17 protein-coding genes and 3 pseudogenes are annotated in these 17933 nt (G+C 40.1%); 4 read left to right on the forward strand and 16 right to left on the reverse strand.

Annotated elements, in window-relative coordinates; translation table 11 throughout:
• Nucleotides 1–193: 193 nt before the first annotated feature.
• Entirely contained in the window at nucleotides 194–1498 is a 1305-nt protein-coding gene (locus V7K56_RS24220; protein ID WP_334914372.1) for a Tudor-knot domain-containing protein, read from the reverse strand.
• Between the two features lie 234 nt (nucleotides 1499–1732).
• Nucleotides 1733–1873, reverse strand: a complete 141-nt coding sequence (locus V7K56_RS24225) for a hypothetical protein (protein WP_334914374.1) — start codon at nucleotides 1871–1873, stop codon at nucleotides 1733–1735.
• Between the two features lie 544 nt (nucleotides 1874–2417).
• On the opposite strand from V7K56_RS24225, the gene V7K56_RS24230 reads away from it, so the two are divergent.
• Together V7K56_RS24230 and cls are read left to right on the forward strand one after the other, a co-directional pair.
• Complete coding sequence (locus tag V7K56_RS24230; protein WP_334914376.1) at nucleotides 2418–3263, forward strand: endonuclease/exonuclease/phosphatase family protein; 846 nt, start codon at nucleotides 2418–2420, stop codon at nucleotides 3261–3263.
• A 1-nt stretch (nucleotide 3264) separates the two neighbouring features.
• Nucleotides 3265–4707: a cardiolipin synthase gene (cls, locus tag V7K56_RS24235; protein WP_334914378.1), complete on the forward strand. Its 1443-nt coding sequence runs from the start codon at nucleotides 3265–3267 to the stop codon at nucleotides 4705–4707.
• Between the two features lie 61 nt (nucleotides 4708–4768).
• On the opposite strand, the gene V7K56_RS24240 is transcribed toward cls, so the two are convergent.
• The 4 genes from V7K56_RS24240 to purS form a co-directional block, all read right to left on the reverse strand.
• Nucleotides 4769–5323, reverse strand: coding sequence for a pyridoxamine 5'-phosphate oxidase family protein (locus V7K56_RS24240; protein WP_334914380.1), 555 nt, complete (start codon nucleotides 5321–5323; stop codon nucleotides 4769–4771).
• A gap of 237 nt (nucleotides 5324–5560) precedes the next feature.
• Nucleotides 5561–6085, reverse strand: a complete 525-nt coding sequence (locus V7K56_RS24245; protein ID WP_334914382.1) for a DUF937 domain-containing protein — start codon at nucleotides 6083–6085, stop codon at nucleotides 5561–5563.
• Nucleotides 6086–6628: 543 nt separating this feature from the next.
• On the reverse strand, nucleotides 6629–7303 hold the full coding sequence (gene purQ, locus V7K56_RS24250) for a phosphoribosylformylglycinamidine synthase subunit PurQ (protein WP_334914384.1): 675 nt from the start codon (nucleotides 7301–7303) through the stop codon (nucleotides 6629–6631).
• Nucleotides 7304–7483: 180 nt separating this feature from the next.
• Nucleotides 7484–7762 (reverse strand): phosphoribosylformylglycinamidine synthase subunit PurS, encoded by a 279-nt coding sequence (purS, locus tag V7K56_RS24255; protein WP_104908105.1) that lies wholly within the window; start codon nucleotides 7760–7762, stop codon nucleotides 7484–7486.
• Between the two features lie 144 nt (nucleotides 7763–7906).
• Here purS and V7K56_RS24260 point away from each other — a divergent pair, with 144 nt between their 5' ends.
• On the forward strand, nucleotides 7907–8311 hold the full coding sequence (locus V7K56_RS24260) for a Fur family transcriptional regulator (RefSeq protein ID WP_334914386.1): 405 nt from the start codon (nucleotides 7907–7909) through the stop codon (nucleotides 8309–8311).
• Between the two features lie 522 nt (nucleotides 8312–8833).
• Here V7K56_RS24260 and V7K56_RS24265 read toward each other — a convergent pair.
• From V7K56_RS24265 to V7K56_RS24285, 6 genes are all read right to left on the reverse strand, one after another.
• Nucleotides 8834–9259, reverse strand: a complete 426-nt coding sequence (locus V7K56_RS24265) for an XdhC family protein (protein WP_334914388.1) — start codon at nucleotides 9257–9259, stop codon at nucleotides 8834–8836.
• 546 nt (nucleotides 9260–9805) lie between these two features.
• Nucleotides 9806–10777 (reverse strand): IS630 family transposase, encoded by a 972-nt coding sequence (locus V7K56_RS24270; RefSeq protein WP_334914448.1) that lies wholly within the window; start codon nucleotides 10775–10777, stop codon nucleotides 9806–9808.
• 65 nt (nucleotides 10778–10842) lie between these two features.
• Entirely contained in the window at nucleotides 10843–11475 is a 633-nt protein-coding gene (locus tag V7K56_RS24275) for a molybdopterin cofactor-binding domain-containing protein (RefSeq protein ID WP_334914450.1), read from the reverse strand.
• A complete protein-coding gene (locus V7K56_RS37220; protein ID WP_442940160.1) occupies nucleotides 11421–11660 on the reverse strand; it encodes a twin-arginine translocation signal domain-containing protein in 240 nt (79 codons plus the stop codon). Before V7K56_RS37220 ends, V7K56_RS24275 begins: the two co-directional genes overlap by 55 nt.
• A gap of 14 nt (nucleotides 11661–11674) precedes the next feature.
• The gene (locus V7K56_RS24280; protein ID WP_334914390.1) at nucleotides 11675–12145 is read right to left on the reverse strand and encodes a (2Fe-2S)-binding protein; all 471 of its coding nucleotides are present in this window, start codon (nucleotides 12143–12145) and stop codon (nucleotides 11675–11677) included.
• Between the two features lie 98 nt (nucleotides 12146–12243).
• On the reverse strand, nucleotides 12244–12669 hold the full coding sequence (locus tag V7K56_RS24285) for a hypothetical protein (RefSeq protein ID WP_334914392.1): 426 nt from the start codon (nucleotides 12667–12669) through the stop codon (nucleotides 12244–12246).
• A 478-nt stretch (nucleotides 12670–13147) separates the two neighbouring features.
• On the opposite strand from V7K56_RS24285, the pseudogene V7K56_RS24290 reads away from it, so the two are divergent.
• Nucleotides 13148–13780: pseudogene (locus V7K56_RS24290) on the forward strand (Rpn family recombination-promoting nuclease/putative transposase); the annotation flags it as partial.
• 181 nt (nucleotides 13781–13961) lie between these two features.
• Here the strand turns inward: V7K56_RS24290 and V7K56_RS24295 are convergent.
• The 4 genes and pseudogenes from V7K56_RS24295 to V7K56_RS24310 all read right to left on the reverse strand — a co-directional run.
• Nucleotides 13962–14605: pseudogene (locus tag V7K56_RS24295) on the reverse strand (IS6 family transposase); the annotation flags it as partial.
• Between the two features lie 15 nt (nucleotides 14606–14620).
• Nucleotides 14621–15517: pseudogene (locus V7K56_RS24300) on the reverse strand (IS630 family transposase).
• Nucleotides 15518–16614: 1097 nt separating this feature from the next.
• Complete coding sequence (locus V7K56_RS24305; protein ID WP_334914394.1) at nucleotides 16615–17247, reverse strand: hypothetical protein; 633 nt, start codon at nucleotides 17245–17247, stop codon at nucleotides 16615–16617.
• A 336-nt stretch (nucleotides 17248–17583) separates the two neighbouring features.
• Nucleotides 17584–17910: a YbjQ family protein gene (locus V7K56_RS24310; protein ID WP_292867781.1), complete on the reverse strand. Its 327-nt coding sequence runs from the start codon at nucleotides 17908–17910 to the stop codon at nucleotides 17584–17586.
• Nucleotides 17911–17933: the final 23 nt, after the last annotated feature.

A 17933-nucleotide genomic window follows, 5' to 3' on the forward strand; every position in this document is an offset into this window, starting at 1 on the left:
AAACGTCCGAATGTTCCTATGTTTATTATCTAGTTGTTTGGCACTCGGTGCGGCACAGCCGCACCGTCGCTTGTGACAGTTGCGTAAGTCCTGATCAATTAGGAATTTTTAAAAGTATATACATTGGCACAGGGCGCATAGACGTACCCCATCGGAGATATTGCTATCGTCTGGGCCCCGTGCTATTCAACAGTTAGCAAATCTCATCGCTATCAACCCACTCGTCATAAGATGAGTCATAACCAACGTAGTGAAGATAGTATTGCTGGCCTTGGATTTGCTCAATCGTTGCGGAATACCAAGCTTCTTGGTCATCATCCCAACACTTTACCTTTTGACCTACTGCATATCCATTTTCATCACTGGAGCGAAGATCGCGAGTCCGAATGTCATCTTCGCCTACCCACTCGCCATAAGATGAACCGTAACCAAGGTAATGAACAAAGAACTGGTCATCTTGGATTTTCTCAATAGTTCCTTGATACCAATCCTCGTCATCATTATCCCAGACTTCTACTGTTTTGCTGACTTCATACTGATTATTATCTGATATAACCGCAGATGAGACATCTTGAATCGGCTTTTGTTCCTCTTGTTTAATTTCCTCTTTTACTAGAGTGTATGCTTGCAAAATCAAATTGCGAGCGACAGTTTGAATTCCTGTATGCTCGTAGTAATTGGTAGTTTGATCTAGGAATGCTGCAACTAAATCTAAATTATCATCAGCAATCTGAATAAAATTACCTAAATTCCTAGAAATTGATTGCGGGGTTATGCCTGTTTTGGATACTAAATTATTCATCCAGCCTTGCACGGAGTTGAAACCCTGACTGAGAAAACCAACTTTATCATCAGGATTACTGCCTGGAAGAAAGTTATTAACGGCTAAGAAAACGGGATTTTGAGTTATTGCGCCAGCATCAGTGCCACTAATAACTCCCTGAATTTTGCTGAGAAAGTCAGGGCCCAAGGGCAGAATTCCATCTAGACAAACTAGAGCTACCATCCGCATTAGGGATGCATTTTGATAGTTGTTAGTCAAGGAATTAGCAAACTCTTGAGGATTAGGTTGAGGAATACCATTTAGTTTGCAAAAGGCGATGATTTCAACTGCAATTTTCAATACCAAGTCAATGGATTGAGTGACATCAGCTTTAGGAGTAATTTTGCCTAAAAAAGAGAGAAAACCGATTTTCTCACTAACTTTATTCGCTAAAGCTGCCGTTGCCATAGCTGTGTCTGCCTTATCAATTGTTTGATAAAGTCTGATTGCAAACTGGTAGCCTTGTTGAGGATCTTCGTATAAAGTGACGGCGCGATCGCGAATTTTCTGAACTACCTTAGCATCGGTTTCTCCAGTAATGGCGCGGATATTATTGTCAAACCCCGTTAAATTGCTCCATTCACTTGGTGCTACATAATCAAGAGCCTTTAAAACTTTGACAGTAATATTGTCAGTCGGTAATTCGTCAACCAACTGAATAATAGATTTATCCATCAGCCGATCCTCAAAACTCCAGATATCGTTAAAATACGGTTCAGAGCAGCCCACATCCAGCGCTGGGCAATTACTGAACCGTATTTATAGAATTCCCCAACCTGACCAAGAAATAACGATGTTAGTAACAGACGCTACACCTAAAGATACTGCACAGGCGATCGCATCCCAAATAAAAAACTAAATTAACAGCTTAAGTCTGCGATCAATGCGATCGCGTATAATCGCACCTACTTACTTCGACAAAACCACGTTTTGACGCACAGTACGCTTGCGATCGCTTTTACGAATACCTCCAGCCATCTGATACTCATGGCTATTATTACCATATTTATAAGCAATACCACGCAATATTTTCTCAGAATAGTCTGCCAAATCTTGTTCATTTTCAACGATCTGGGTTAGTAAGACATCAATAGTAGAGAGGGTGGTATTGTATGCTTCCAGAGATTGTCGGAGGTTTTCAATTTTTTCAGTATAATCTTTGACTGTTAAACTTTCTCCGACATCGAGAGTTGGACTAATAGATTTAATGCTTGCTAGACGTAGTTCAGCTTTGCTCGTCCTTTGTACGAAAGTCTTTAACTTGTCGCAGTTGTTTAATTAGAGAAGCACCCATAATTTTTTATCCCTTCAGCACTTGTAATTTTACGCCTTTTAGGGAATGAAACAGCCCTGCCAATACATCGGGGGGATTAAGGGGGGTGATTAAAATCACAGCTAACTACTTTTCAAACAACCTCTTAGTAAACTGTAAGGTCTATCAAGGAAAATCACCCGATCCATTTCGACACTGTTCAACGGCTTTAAAATCTGTAGTGCTTATGGAACATTAGCTTATAGCTTTACAAACGTGCTATTTTTCTATAACGACTGTTTAATAGCGTTAAGCTAGAATAAATCCATTTTAATATTAGTAATGCCTAATATTCAAGAACACGTAAACACTCTCTTTACAAAATTTATTCCGGGTTATAGATTTAGTCGTTTACAAGAACTCACAATTGATAAAAATAATTCACTGCAAACAAAAATTAATAGTAAATCAATTAAAGTTCTCAGTTGGAATATTGCTAAACAAAACTATAAAAACACTTGGGTAAAAGATTTTTCAAAAATAATTGAAATTTATCAGCCAAATCTCATATTTCTACAAGAATTTTCTTTAAAGTCAGAGGCAGAAGAATGGGCAAAATGGTTGAAAATGAATTGGAGCTTTGCTCCTAATTTTGTAGACATTCATCATCAAACTTATTCAGGAATTTTTACAGCCTCGACGATCAACCCAATTACCAAAAAAGTAATAACTACTAAACATTATGAACCGATTGTTAAAACTCCTAAAATATCTTTAATTACTGAGTATCTGCTATCTGAACAAAATACAACTCTCCTAACAGTCAATACTCACCTGATAAATTTTGTAGATTTAAATAAGTTTAAAATCCAGCTAAAAGAATTAGAACAAGCCTTATCTACACATCGGGGGCCACTAATATTTTCAGGAGATTTCAATACTTGGAGTCGAAAAAGAGCAGTTATCCTCAATCAAGTAACAACACAATTAGGATTAACGCCTGTAATTTTCGCACCCGATGAGAAGGAGAAAATTAAACGCTTCCTGTTATCACCCCCTTTAGATCATATCTTCTATCGAAATATCAGTGCGAAAAAAGCCAGTGCTAAAGTGCTAGACCAAATTTGTTCATCCGATCATAAGCCATTGCTGGCAGAATTTACTTATACCAATACTCAAAAAAATTAAGATGCTTGTAGATGCTGGTGTTCTAGCTATTTTTAGCACAGCTACAGTTGTTGTTCATATAGTGGGAGTTGCACATGCAGCCCATGCAGTGATGAATGTGCGTTCTTCTCAAGGGGCAATTGCCTGGAGCATTTCTCTAATTACCTTTCCCTGGCTAGCGATTCCGTTGTATTGGATTTTAGGAAGAACTAAATTTCATGGATATGCTGAAACACTGCGCTCAGTCTATGCAGAACACTACAAGCTTATTCAGCCGATTTATAGTGAAGTTATTAAATTTCAGGTTGCACCACCAGATAATCTAGCCCCGTTGCAACCATTAGCGGAGGCTTTTACAGAAATTTCTTTCACATCAGGCAATGCTGCTGAATTATTGATTAATGGTCAGCAAACCTATGAAGCGATGCTGAAAAAGATTGCATCGGCGAGAAATTACATTTTGTTTCAATTCTATACTGTTAATGATGACCAATCAGGCAATGAGTTTAAAGAAGCGTTGATTGCTAAAGCTAAGCAAGGAATAAGCATCTACTTTCTCTACGATGAAATTGGTTCAAAAAAATTATCTCGTCCTTATATCCAGTCTCTACAACAGCATGGAATTGCAGTAAGTGCATTTAACACTACCCAAGGTCAGGGTAATCGGTTCCAATTTAATTTTCGCAATCATCGGAAAATTTTGGTGGTGGATGGAGAAATCGCATTTATCGGTGGACTGAATATCGGTGATGAATATTTAGGAAAAAATCCTCGCTTAAGTCCCTGGCGCGACACTCATATCATGCTTGAAGGGCCAAGTGTACAAAGCCTACAAAACTCCTTTGTGCGAGATTGGTATTGGGCAACTCGAAAACTTCTCGAAGTTAACTGGCAGGTAAAAATTAATCAGGAAACTAATCAAACTGTATTCATACTTCCTACAGGCCCCGCAGATCGGCTACCAGCTTGTAAGCTTTTTTTCGTCGAACTAATTAATCAAGCTCAAACTCACCTCTGGATTGCTAGTCCATACTTTGTACCGGATGAGGCAACATTGTCAGCCTTAAAACTGGCAGCAATGCGAGGTGTCGATGTGCGAATTCTCTTACCAAATCGACCCGATCACTTATTTGTTTATTTATGTTCCTTCTCTTACTACACCGAAATGGAAAGAATTGGTATCAAGTTATATCGTTACAAAAATGGGTTTATGCACCAGAAAATTATAGTCGTTGATGAGAATTTAGCAGGGGTAGGAACTGTTAACTTAGATAATCGCTCTTTTTCCCTCAACTTTGAAGTTATGGGTTTTGTTACTGAGCCTGGGTTTGTCCAAAGTGTGAAAAAGATGTTAGAGGATGATTTAGCTGTCGGTGTTGCTGTCGATCTTAATGAGTACGATAAAAAACCTTTTTGGTTCAAGTTAGCTGTAAGAGTCTCTCGATTGCTGACTCCTTTACTTTAATCACTAATAATTGCCCCTACATCTAAATATATAGATGAATAGAATAATCCATCAGGTAAAGTTAGGGTAATTTACTCAGTGGTGTTTCTAAACCGTCAATGCTGACGAGATTTTTCCGTTGTTGATATTCTCGAACTCCCTCTTCGCCTTTTTTAGTAGCCCAGTTTACTAGAGTCTGGCGTTGACCTTTATATTCATAGAGTGGTACACCAAAACCACAGGAAGTCTGGATTTTTTCAATGTCAGCGACGATAATTTGACGAGTTCCAGGTATCGGCAAAAACAGAGAATACAACGAGTCCCACTCTGGAGAACTCGGTAAAATCGTGGTTCCTTGACCGTAAAGACGCAAGATACACGCAGGTTCTTGAAAGGCACAAAACATGAAGGTTATCCGCCCATTTTCTTGCAAATGGGCGGATGTTTCGTTACCACTACCTGTGAGGTCTACATAACCTACTCGGTTGGGAGAGAGGACGCGAAAGCAATCTTGACCTTTAGGAGACAGATTAACATGACCTGTAGGACTCAAAGGTGCAGAGCCAACAAAGAATAGGTGTTGGGCAGCAATAAAGTTTTGCAGTTCCTCAGTAATACATTCAAAAAATTTAGACATAGATTGTCTGATTTATATTTGCAATTTACAGCAGTTTGCAAGTAAATGAAGTACAAATGCAGAATTTATAAAAAGTTTCTACCTCCTGCCGTAAGCTCGAACTGCCTCAAAACCCGTAGTTTTGTACTTTATGCAAAAGAAAACTGCTGTATGTTCTCAGCCTATGTCTTAGCTAAAAATCTAGCAAGGTATTAATTACTAATGTCTGGTTTATCAAAAAAGAAATAGGAAAAAGTATTACCGTCTCATGTATCGGCTAGCCATTTGGATCGCATCAGCGATATCGACATCACCATCACCATCAGCATCCAAGAAGGAATTTAGTACAGGATTTCCGCCAGTTTGGGGATTTTGAGCATTGGCGCCTGATTGCAAAAAGTTTAGCACCAAAGGTACTGCCAAAGGCAGCAATTGTTGAACGATACCAGCATCCAACCCAGTGCGCTGGGCAGCAATTTCAGCTACTTGCTGTTGAATCTGAGGAGAAAACAACGAATTGACGGCTTGAGGGTTGGGAGAAGTACCAGCATATTGACTAACTAAATTTTGTGTAGCTTCATTCCCATCTGTGGCTTGTTTGTCTTGTAAAGCAGAACGCACTTGACCACCCACAATAGACAAAACGGATTGGATAGTAGAAGGATCTGTGCCTGTGCGATCGCTCAACTGCTGTACAGTATTAACAATATTTCCTATTTGACCTAAACTCCCCTGTTGATTGGGATTAGCGACTGCACCAAGAATTTGATCGAAAAGTCCCATAAGTTTGTTTCTCTCTTTGTTCTCAAAAACTTGCCAAAACTGGCTTAAAGTTTTTTGTGTACGCGGACTTTTGTAAGTCTACTAAAAGATTAAAACACGCTAGTACCGCAAGGCGGAAGTCAAAAATCAAAAGTCAAAAGTCAAAAGTTTTATGGAATAAGCTCTAAGAGGTTGTTTGAAAAGTATTTCACTATAGATTTTAGGCACTCTTAGATCCCTTCTAACCCACGCCAGTCGCTCATGGGGGAAACCCCCTTGGCGCTAGCCTCTCCTTTTGGGAGAAGACCGCACTGGCTCCCCTTAAAAAGGTGGGAACCGGAATCAAAGTCCCTCTTATATAAGGCAATACGCTTGGGTTAAGGGAGACAGAGGTTGGTGGGGGAGACTTGGGAGAAATTTCTTCTTGTCCCCTTGTCCCCTTGTCCCCTTATCCCGTACTAATGCGTCGTTCGTAAAAAATAAATCGCCATCTGTAGAAGAATGTTCATTTATCTTTCAGACAGCGATCGCAAAACATCCAACTTACTTTGCCCGATATTTGCTCTACGCTAATGCCGCTACTTTCTCTAGCAAGCCTTGAAACAACCTCAAGCCATCACTACCCCCTAGCATTGCGTCTGATGCCCTTTCTGGGTGCGGCATCATTCCCAACACATTGCCCCGACGATTGCAAATCCCGGCAATGTTGTTTAGTGAACCGTTGGGATTTTCCCCTTCATAGCGAAATATGACTTGCCCGTTATCTTCAATTTCTGCAAGAGTGGCTGCGTCAGCGTAGAATCTCCCCTCTCCGTGGGCAATAGGCAAAGTGATGACTTCACTACTGGTATAAGCTTGTGTCCATAAGAGATTAGTACGCTCAACTTTCAAGAGGATGCGATCGCAAATAAAATGCAAATCTCGATTTCTGGTTAATACCCCTGGCAAAAGTCCAGCTTCAGTTAATACCTGAAAGCCGTTGCAAATACCGAGGACAAACTTACCCTTTTGGGCGTGTTCTACAACCTGCTGCATCACGGGTGAAAAACGTGCGATCGCACCACAGCGTAGATAATCCCCGTAACTAAAGCCACCAGGAATAATAACGACATCCAAATCAGCAATATCTGTTTCTTGATGCCAAACCATGCGAGTTGGTTGTAAGAGTAAATCTCTGGTTACATAAGCAACATCGCGATCGCAATTAGAACCGGGAAAAACAATAACACCAAATTTCATGATTAGTTAGGGGAGTGGGGAGTGGGGAGCAGGGGGGGCAGAGGAGGTAGGGGAGGCAGGGGGGACAAGGGGACAAGGGACAAGGGGGAATTATTGAAACTCTCTCTTTTGTCTCCCCCTTCTTCCTTGTCTCCTTTGTCTCTTCTCAATGCCCCATGCCCAATGCCCTATACCCAATCCCTAAAATACCCCAGTTTGAGTTTCGACCTCAATTAATTCAAAGCGGTAATTTTCAATTACGGGATTTGATAGCATTTGGTCACAAATGTTATCAAGGTCTTGACGCGCTTTCTTCTCTTCAGTTGAGGTGATGGTAAGTTCAATGTACTTGCCAATCCGCACCTGGTCAACGTTATCGTATCCCAGTTGCTTAAGACCGGATTGTACTGCCACACCAGCGGGGTCTAAAACTGAAGGACGAAGGGTAACAAAAATTTTGGCTAGATACTTGGTTTGCACGGCTTTTGCTGAATGCTGCGATAGCTATACTATAACTTTCTGTTCCAACTGAGTGAAAATAAGATTACGAAGCCGTTAAAGTTAATCGATCGATTAGCTCATCTAACAGCTTCAAACTACAGTGGCATACTTAAATAATTGTCTATGAGAGCCATACGCACCCGCAGTCAAGAGCGTATTTTCAATCTACTGAAAAATATCAAAAAAGGCATTTCCGCCCAAGATATTTACGTAGAACTACGTAATACCAATCAGAGCATGGGTTTAGCAACAGTTTACCGTTCTCTAGAAGCTTTAAAACTAGAAGGCATGGTACAAGTGCGAAATTTGGCTAATGGTGAAGCCCTCTATAGCCTAGCACAGCAAGATAAACACCACCTTACTTGCTTGCAATGTGGTGTTTCAATCGCGATTAATCAATGCCCAGTTCATGACTTAGAAAACCAGTTAGAATCTAGCCATAAGTTTAAAGTTTTTTATCATACCCTAGAGTTTTTTGGGTTGTGTACTCAATGTCAAGTGAATCAAACTACTGAGATTAGTCAATAGTCATATAAATCTTCTATGGTGTTGCACTTTATTCTCTTACAAACTAAAGCCCGTGGCTACCAGAACCTAGTACCGCAAGGCGGAAGTCAAAAGGAGCCAGTGCGTTGGGCGGGTTCCCCGACTTGAAGCAACTGGTGTTCAAAAGTCAAAAGTCAAAATAATTGTATTCCAAGCTCTTGCGCCATTTGAAATGGTATATTTATTTACGCCAAGCTGTACTAAAAGCAAATTGGCTTTTTGCAGGGTAGCCTGCTGAGACGGGCTAATGATATGAATTTTCATAAAGAAATGGTGTGAGCAGGAATTTTCTATGTTCTTCAAGCTTAACTAAAGGAGTTATAAAGTGTTGAGAATTAGTGTTGAAGAAGCAGCTATGAATTTAAAATCTCTTTTGGAACGAGTAGCTAGGGGAGAAGAAGTAATTTTGCTAGAGTTAAGATAAAGCTGTCGCTCGTTTAGTTCCTCCGCTACAAAAAGAAGAACGATTAGCAAGTATGAAACAATTTCGTGATTCTCTTGCAATTAAGGGTGAGTCACTTTAAAAACGGTAGCCATTACCCCCGACTGCTGCCCATGCAGACATTCAGTAATAAAATCCAACTGACCTTTGGCTAATTGGTTAGAAAGCGGTTCCACGAGTACCTCAACTACACCATTACAACCAAGACCAAATCCCCAAACAATGTCATCGCTGGCAGTAGTATCATAATTTACAACAACCGGAACTCCATCAGCAAACATTAGGGCTTGGGCTTTTTCAAACACATCAGTTTCTAAGCAACCACCACTCACACAGCCAATCATTTGCCCTGCTTCAGTCAGCAGCATACTAGCACCGGGGCGACGATAGACAGAGCCACTAGTATTGACAACGGTGGCTAAGGCAGTGAGTTCACCTTTATTTTGAGTTTCCTCAAAAGCTGCAAGTATGTTTTGAAGTTCTTTCATCTATAGTGTAGAAGATAGGAGATGAGGCAATACTTTTCGGTTAAGGGCAAAAGGGAAATGGCGCGAAGAAAAGGTGAAACTTCGTCAGGGTAGGGTGTAGTGTTTTAAGAAAATTTAATTTTAGTGCCTCATGCAGCACAACATCTTCTTACACCACACTTACCTATACTTAACCAAGCCGCGTTGGGGCTATTTCTTGTCGGGGGTAGGGTGTGGGGTTACAGGTTATATCAAGTCCGGTTAATCACTTATAATTACCGCATCTGTGCAAAAATCCCAAAAGCCTCTTTCCCCCTGCCCCCTGCGGTCTAAATGATAAGTCTTTACCCGGACATGATATTAGAGGCAGCCCCAACAACCCCTATGTGGTACAAGCCCCTTTTTTCAAAACGATTGCATTGGTCGGGGTTCCAAGCCCCATCCAAGCTTATCGAGCGGAGTCGAGATATGCCGTGATCTCTACACCCTACACCCGAAACCTGCAACCCTTCTTCGTGACATCGGTTTTCAATTTAAATAAATTTTCTGCGTTCAGATGGTAAGTAACTAAACAAAATTAATTACATATTTTTTACCAAATTCTCGGAGAATATTTTCCACAGATGCTACAAAAGTTTGCCAATTTTTGTAAGCATTAATTTCAATCCATTGATACTTAATGAACCGCCACAAAATTTCAATTAAATTTAACTCAGGTGAATAGGCAGGTAATTGAAAAATGGTAATACCACGTTCTGACCATTCTTCAATTTTATCAAGAATCATATCACTGGTATGAATAGATGATTGCTCGACAACAATCACCGTCGGTTTATCTACCTGAGGAAAGAAAGCATCAATACAAGCAATAATTACATCTGAATTAATGCTTTGAGATGAAATATAAGCTTCAAGGTGATGATTTCGATTCCTAATTCCTAAAACATTTAAGCGCGAACTACGCCGACTAGGAATAGTTAAATACTCTCCGATATCTTGCCATCCATAAGGAACAGAAGGAATCAGACAAAATCCGGTTTCATCTAAGTAATACAAATTAATTTTACCTTCGTCTTCTAATTGTTGAAAATCTGTTAAGTGTGCTGATTTTTCCTGATATTCTATAGGGTCCGGCTTTCCTCCAACATCTCGTTGCATTCGATGCCAACTCATATAAAACTTTTTCAATATTCTTTTAATAGTTTCAGTGCTAACTTCAATATCCCATTCTGATTTAATCTTTTGTAGCGTCTTTTTTAATTGTCTTGGCTCAAGTTTTGCCCAATCTCTAATTTGTGCTTCTTGTTCTGGTTTAAATATTCGTTTTCGCCCTCTTCCTGGTTTATTATAAAGTCCTACCATCCCTTCTGATTCCCAGCGATTTATCCAGTTATAGATGGTCTTATAACTAACCTGAAAAATTCTCATTAATTCTTCTAACTCTACTCCCTGAGCAGCTAAAATTAAGAAATGCGCTCTTTGACGCACCTGATGATATCGACTTTGGCGATAGATGCGCTCCAGTAGTTTTAATGACAGGGATTAATTTCTCTCAAAAAAATCATTTAAACCCTAATTATTATCTAGATAAACCCTGGATTGTATTATATATTGATTTGTGTAATTAATTTTGTTTGATTACTTACTACATACTTCACACCCGCAACGGCTTTGGCTGCCTCAGCCTCAAAATGCTTCAAGCGACTGCCAAACACTGGCAGACGCGCAATCAGTGCTATCAGCATTCCGGGGACTTGAACATCGATCCCGAATACTGCTTTACCGTTAACCTTGTCAGCAGTGTCCAAGCGCTTTATTGGTTTACCAATGAGTTTGAATTCAGTTGGTTTTTTGAGTGTAACGTTCTCTGGCACTGGTATTTGGGCTGCACGATCGGCTAATTCCCCAAAAGATAAACGGCGATCGCTAGCTGGATGTAAAATATAACTTTTTTCAGCAATACAACTCTCTGGTGATACATCCCACGTTATGGCAGCCGCAGCGATCAACATTTCTCGTGCTGTAGCGCCAGCTAGTCGCAGTTGCTCCCAAGTCGAGCTAATGCTAGTGCTAGCACTAGTACCTTGATAATTTTTCCAAACTGTATGGTCATAGTTGGGATGCACTGGGGCAGACTCAATGCGAATTTTATCCCAATCGGCTTCGAGTTCTTCAACGAGTATCATCGGTAAAGAAGTATAAACCCCTTGCCCCATTTCAGCTTTATGTACAATAATCGTGTATTATCCGGTAGGATACGGATAAACGCGTTCGGCTTTGACAGGGGCTTTGTTTGATTAACTGGAGAGGTGGCAGCCTGCACGCGGCTGGACGGTGGCAGATAAAACCAAAGAAACAAACCTGCTCCCAGTGCGCCAGATGCCTTGAGAAAACTGCGCCGCGTAGTTGTATTGTTTTCCATCCTGGCGAACCTCCTTAACTTTGCTGGCTTAACAACTCGGAAGCTCTATGGATGGCAGCTCGTATGCTTTGATAAGTACCGCAACGACAAATATTCCCAGACATCGCAGCATCAATATCGTCATCCGTAGGTTGTGGATTTTCAGAAAGCAGCGCCGCAGCAGCGAGCATCTGCCCCGACTGACAATATCCACATTGCGGTACATCAAGTTCTGTCCAAGCTCGTTGAACTAAGCGATCGCTGCTTTCAAAGAGTCCTTCTATAGTTAATATCTGTTGATTTATAGTTGCCGAAAGTGGTGTTACACACGAACGTATAGGAATACCATTGAGATGTACAGTACAAGCTCCACATTGTGCCATACCACACCCAAATTTAGTACCATTTAGCCCAAGATGATCCCGAAGCACCCATAGAAGTGGAGTGTCGTCTGTAACATTAACCTCTCTATCTTCTCCGTTTACCTTTAGATTTATAGTTCCCATGTTAATCATTAACTTTTCTTTAACAGCTTCTGGAATATTGGTAATTTGATTGCAGCAATTATCAAAACTGTGAACTATGAATATGCTTTTTTAAACTGTCATTTGTCAAGGTTAGCTTTTTGGAAAAGTGGCGTGTCACAAGAGCCAATAGGACGCATTCTCAACCCAGTTTCAATCAGTGCAAACATGCTTTTTGGTGAATTTATTGCGGTTGACTCAGAATTATCTTGAAAACGAGTGATCGCATCCGGCAGTCCAAGTTCTGGACTAAACAACATATCCATTTTGCCTATTCTATCGAATGCAGATAATGTATACGCCATCACCATATAACTAGAGCCATAATTACTTTTGAGATAATGGTCTGAACCGAATATTTGTACTGCACTATTTGAGAATATTGACCAGATAGATGGATGAAGTAAATCGGGGCATCCTAACTGACAAGCCAGATGAATTAAGTAAGTGCATCGTAAATAACTATCAACTCGAAAGACATCTGTTGATTGTATATATGCTTCCATACATTTATAAAAAAATGTAATTAGATCGGGTACATAAGTATTAAGTACTCCGAGATTATCTAATGCATAGATAAAAAATGTTATTTGTGAAGCCTGTGAAGCAGGCAAGAGCGCATTATAAAGCAATACAGCTTGTTTTACCCAGTCCCTTTTATAAGTTAAATAATCAGGACAATCTAACACAGCAATTGCATTGAGTATCAGCGAAAGTGAAAATAAATAGTAATCTGCTCCCTCATGAACTCCATCTGAATCTCGTGTTAATGAATTACTTAACTCGGAATCAAAAATATCTAAAAGAGTGTGAAGATGATTTTGCTGTCCAGTACATACTTGCTCTTTGCAACCGATGATGCAAAATCGTCGGAAAATTACTATAAGTAAGGTTGACTCTTACCTTTTAAGAATGTCGGAAGCTGGATGCTGTCAAAGCAGCACGTCCAGATTTAACAGAGAGGTGCGGAGGATAATACCTCCCATCGACTCTACAACTCTCCCCAAATCTAATCCGCCGATTCCTTTACGGGTATTAGACTATTACGTGAGATTGAAACGGCAATATAACACACCAGTAACCCAAGTCGTGATCTTCTTGCAACAAAGCAGTGACCCTATTGCATTTACTGAAGAATACACGGATGAGTTTACAAATCACCGTTATCAAGTTATACGGTTATGAGAACAAGATTCAGCTTTGTTTCTGGATAATCCAGCACTATTGCCTCTTGCGCCTTTAACTCGAACTGATTCCCCAGCAACTTTATTATCCCAAGTAGCTCAAAGTATCGCTAGAATTCTAGATAGGGATGAAAGGCAGAATATTGCTGGATGTACAGAGATATTTGCAGGGTTAAGGTTTGAAAAAGATTTAATTCGCCAATTTTTACGGGAGGATATTATGCAGGAGTCTGTTATCTATCAGGATATTTTGCAGAAAAGGGAATTCAAATTTTTTTATCGCCAGCTAAATCGCCGTTTTGGAGAAATTGATATATTAATAATTGAACGAGTTCGAGAATTATCTACAGAGCAATTAGAGGCATTAGGAGAAGCATTTTTATATTTTTCATCAGTTGAAGACTTAGTAGCTTGGTTAGACCAATTGGGGTAAAAAGGATAAGAGCGGAGGAAATCGGATTAAAACCTCTGCTTTCGGGTTTACTATTTCTCTGTCTTTACTATTCCATACTCTACAGATAATTAAAGACTTGAGTAAATCTGTAACTGCTAAAAAATAAGGTTGTGTTGCAAAAACTAATTTAGGACAAAAAACTCCTTTGCAAGGAGATGGATTATGCTATCACTCCAAAAATTTCAGATATAAATTTGATCCGTTCTTTGACGGCTCTTTTGTTGACTGTTTCAATTTGCCCTTTCTTGAACATGTGCATAATTTTGTAACTCTTTATCGTTCGTCTTGCTGTGTTAAATGATTTAAACCCCATTCCTGGTTTGGCTAACCATTTGATAAATCTGTGGTCCTGCTCGATTCTCTGATTGAGAGACTTATTCTGCCGCAGTTCCACTTTCAGTAACAGTTCTTTTTTAGCTTTGAGTGCATCTATCGCTTTCGGATATGCGGCATTTTTATCGACATTAATCACTCGAGGTTCAGTAGTGTGGAAAGCCTTCAAAACTTTGCACAAAAATCGTTCTGCCGCTGCGGTATCCCGTCTAGCTGTAAGCAAAAAGTCCAAAGTATTGCCATTTGAATCGACGGCTCGATACAAATACTTCCACTCACCTTTGCTTCCATATAGGTTTCGTCCACCCGCCATCAGTCATTGGTTGGGCGTAAGTGTCGGCGGCATCGCTTCTCCAATTCTGGTCCATATTGCTGTACCCATCGAGAAATCGTTGTGTGATCGATTACCCACCCTCGCTCACTCACCATTTCCGCCACTTGCCGATATGACAACGGGTAAGTCAAGTATAGCAATCGCCATTATGGTTAGGACGCTAGATGTAAGATATACTCCATCGCATCTCGTAGACACTCATATTGGTCAAGTTGCTTGCGAATGCGACTTTTGAGCCAAGACCAGCATCGCTCAATCTTGTTGAGATCCGGTGAATAGGGAGGTAAGTACAATAGTTTACAACCTGCTTGCTGAATCAGTTGCTCAATACGACCACCTTTATGGAACGTAGCATTATCGATGACTACCACCTGTCCTGGTTCCAACAGAGGGATTAAACAAGTTTCTAACCAAATTTCAAATACAATTCGGTTGAAGGAACCAACAATAGTAAAAGGAGCCATCAGTTGGTGGTTACACAAGGCCGCAATCATATTGACACAGGCGTTGCCGCCGTCCTGACTTCAGCGCATGAAACCGTTGTCCTTTCTCATTCCATCCATAACCATAGTCTTCTCGATTGTCCATACCTGCTTGATCAACATAAACAATCGTTTCATCTGCCTGGGTTGTCAACTGTGCTATAAATGCTTGCCGTTTGACCTCATCCCGCTCTCGATAACCATAGGTCTTTTTTTTCGCGTGAACCCAATTTTCTTCAATGCTCGTGAAATTGTGCGTTAGCGTAGCTCGCCGAAGGCATCGCTGATGTCGCCCTCCCACAATTGAGCCATCTCCACCTGAGTTTTATCGCCATAAGTTTTGGCAAACGCCCGAAACCGCTCCCAATCTGTGATTTTATGGTTGTTGCCACGAGGGCGGTTGGGCAATGCCTTCACATCTCCGGTTTGGGCTTTGCGCTGCAACCATAGGTTGATTGTGTTGCGGCTGATGTTGAAAAGTTCACTGGCTTCGCTTTTCTTGAGTCCATCTAACTCGATCGCTTGGATCACTTTTTGACGAAAGTCGTAACTGTAGGGTTTAGGCATAGCAGAGTAAACGATAGCAGATTACGATAATACCTTGATTCTACGTCCTAATGCTCTTGGCGGTTGCTATAACACCAGGCATACAGCAACCCGGATTTCGGGTTGGTAGTGACGCCACTTGAAAGGATTCGATTTGAACATGCGGACGGAAGATGACAGACACGAGTTCTCACTTTCTCATCTACCGTTCCTCTTTTTGCAACACAACCCTTAATTTTGCCAGCCCAATTCATTCTCAATAGTTAGGAATAAGAATAAAATGTGTTTTCTGTTCTTCAGGATAATTAAATCTCTATACTGATTTGCGTTTGTCGATGAAATAGTTGATATATAAGCTTTGTCAAGGATGAAATTAGACATGAAGATTTAGAGCTAGAAAAATATCTCATAATTATTATGGCAGCTTAATAGAATAAATTCTTATTTAGCTTCTGAGAATACATCTTTTTTTGTAGTTTTTCTGTACTATATTTTCTGTGTTATGTCACGTGTGACAGTTAGGGTGCGGAATGTGGGTTACAAGGACAAGATGGTAAAGTTTACAGTGTTGTTCTACCTCGAAACGTACTTAATCAAGTTCCTAATGCACCACCATTACAAGGACTAAAGCTTAAGACTATTGAAGTAAGAAATGCACAAAGAGATCAAATAGGAGGAACAATTGAATTACAAGTTACAAAACCTGAGCAATTAAGAATATTGTAAATAGATAGACTATCTCTTAATAAAATTTACTGGATATCGCCTGTGAGTATCAATGGTAGTGCTAGATGAAGCGTATAATTAGTGGGTTAGCCTATGAAACGATAATGAGCATCATTAGCACTACAAGTCAAAAAGCACAACTGGTACATAGCAGACTCTAGGAGTGGACAACTTCTCTGTTATTTTCAACGCTTTTGCCTACTTTTAAAACACGCCCTAGAGGATGAGAAATCTTGCAATAATCATCGTCACAACAAGCGTTAGATAAAAGGGATAGACTGCGAATGAGCTACTCACTTCAAATAATGACTACTTAAATAATAAACAAAAAACACCTTGAAAAAGGTGCTTTTATCTAAAAATAAATAACATTTGATTTTTCAAGCAATTATTTAAGCATTGTAAGTGTTAGTCCGAGGACTACGAGTGCCAATTACGGCTCCAATCATTGAGGCTATTAAACCCAACAAAGAACCAAACACAAACCACCACAAGCCCGAACGTATATTAGCTGCTGCATCACGAGCTTGTTGGGCACTTATGTTTGTTTGTGGTACATTAACACCACCTTGCTGTTGTACCTGGTTTATGACTTCTCCGGCGTTAGAAGCAGCAACACCAAAAGCACCAGAGACTCCACTTGCTAAAAGCCATGAGCTAACTGCTAAAGTCGTTGCCCAGAGAATTGCGCCGTTAAGAAGAGCTGTATTGCGGTTCATCGGCCCACAAGCACGGGCTGTAACCCAACCACCAGTAAACAGGGAAATTAATAAAGCGATAGTTGACCAAAGCCCCGCACTACCCGCAGCGTTAGGGGCAATTGTTCTAGGTGCAGCTGAGCCTGCAACTGTGCCTGCCGCAATCGCAGCAATGATAGAACTCAAAATTAATTGTGTAGCTAAAGAAACCAACAAACCAGCAATAATTGGGCCCCAGCGAACGCGATCGTGATATTCAGCTACTCGACCTGCTACCACAGTATCAGTAGATATAACGTCATTGCCTGTTCGATTTACGTATGACATCGCTTATGTTCTCCAGTGCTGTTTCAGCAAAGTTCCTGCTTGGGTATATTCATCTTTATGCTTCAAATTAAATAACTAAATGTTCTGTTTTAATCTCTATCAATAGAAAGATTTAATAGGTCTATCTTTAGCCAGAAAAAACAAATTTTATTTAATAATTTTTAATATAGTTTAGTATTTATTTATATCTTATTTTTTAAATTTTCCATATAAAAATTTTTAAATTAAAATACAACTATTAGCTAGCTATCAAAAAGTAGCTTTAACTATGTATGGAATTAGACTGAATCTAATTAAAACTTTATAACGATTGTCAAAAGTAAAAATCATCAAAAACTAACGCATCCTCACAGCAGTGCCTGTGGCAGTAATCAGCAAAAGCACTCCTGACTGGTCAATATTTATTGTGCCAGTATCAATTTCAATCCCAATTACAGCATTTGCTCCTAAACGTTGTGCGCGTTGTTCTAATTCTTCTAGTGCCTTGCGTTGACCCTGCTCAAATAGACGCTCATAGCTTGCAGTGCGTCCGCCGATAATATCTCGAATACCAGCCAAAAAATCCCGCAAGAAATTGCTGCCGTAGACTACTTCTGCTGTCACAATCCCTAAATATGATTCAATCACGGCTCCTTGAATTACATCAGTGGTAGTTATAATCATAAATTAACCTCTTATCTTATATG

The sequence above is a fragment of the Nostoc sp. genome, from assembly GCF_036917535.1.
Lineage (GTDB): Bacteria > Cyanobacteriota > Cyanobacteriia > Cyanobacteriales > Nostocaceae > Nostoc.

Excerpts from the sequence above, each read along its gene's own strand:
- purQ (WP_334914384.1), bottom strand. The coding sequence starts at position 7,303 with ATGAAATTTGGTGTTATTGTTTTTCCCGGTTCTAATTGCGATCGCGAT.
- V7K56_RS24285 (WP_334914392.1), bottom strand. The coding sequence starts at position 12,669 with ATGGAAGCATATATACAATCAACAGATGTCTTTCGAGTTGATAGTTAT.
- V7K56_RS37220 (WP_442940160.1), bottom strand. The coding sequence starts at position 11,660 with ATGGAAAACAATACAACTACGCGGCGCAGTTTTCTCAAGGCATCTGGC.
- V7K56_RS24230 (WP_334914376.1), top strand. The coding sequence starts at position 2,418 with ATGCCTAATATTCAAGAACACGTAAACACTCTCTTTACAAAATTTATT.
- cls (WP_334914378.1), top strand. The coding sequence starts at position 3,265 with ATGCTTGTAGATGCTGGTGTTCTAGCTATTTTTAGCACAGCTACAGTT.
- V7K56_RS24245 (WP_334914382.1), bottom strand. The coding sequence starts at position 6,085 with ATGGGACTTTTCGATCAAATTCTTGGTGCAGTCGCTAATCCCAATCAA.
- V7K56_RS24220 (WP_334914372.1), bottom strand. The coding sequence starts at position 1,498 with ATGGATAAATCTATTATTCAGTTGGTTGACGAATTACCGACTGACAAT.
- V7K56_RS24265 (WP_334914388.1), bottom strand. The coding sequence starts at position 9,259 with ATGAAAGAACTTCAAAACATACTTGCAGCTTTTGAGGAAACTCAAAAT.
- V7K56_RS24260 (WP_334914386.1), top strand. The coding sequence starts at position 7,907 with ATGAGAGCCATACGCACCCGCAGTCAAGAGCGTATTTTCAATCTACTG.
- V7K56_RS24310 (WP_292867781.1), bottom strand. The coding sequence starts at position 17,910 with ATGATTATAACTACCACTGATGTAATTCAAGGAGCCGTGATTGAATCA.
- V7K56_RS24280 (WP_334914390.1), bottom strand. The coding sequence starts at position 12,145 with ATGGGAACTATAAATCTAAAGGTAAACGGAGAAGATAGAGAGGTTAAT.
- V7K56_RS24240 (WP_334914380.1), bottom strand. The coding sequence starts at position 5,323 with ATGTCTAAATTTTTTGAATGTATTACTGAGGAACTGCAAAACTTTATT.
- V7K56_RS24305 (WP_334914394.1), bottom strand. The coding sequence starts at position 17,247 with ATGTCATACGTAAATCGAACAGGCAATGACGTTATATCTACTGATACT.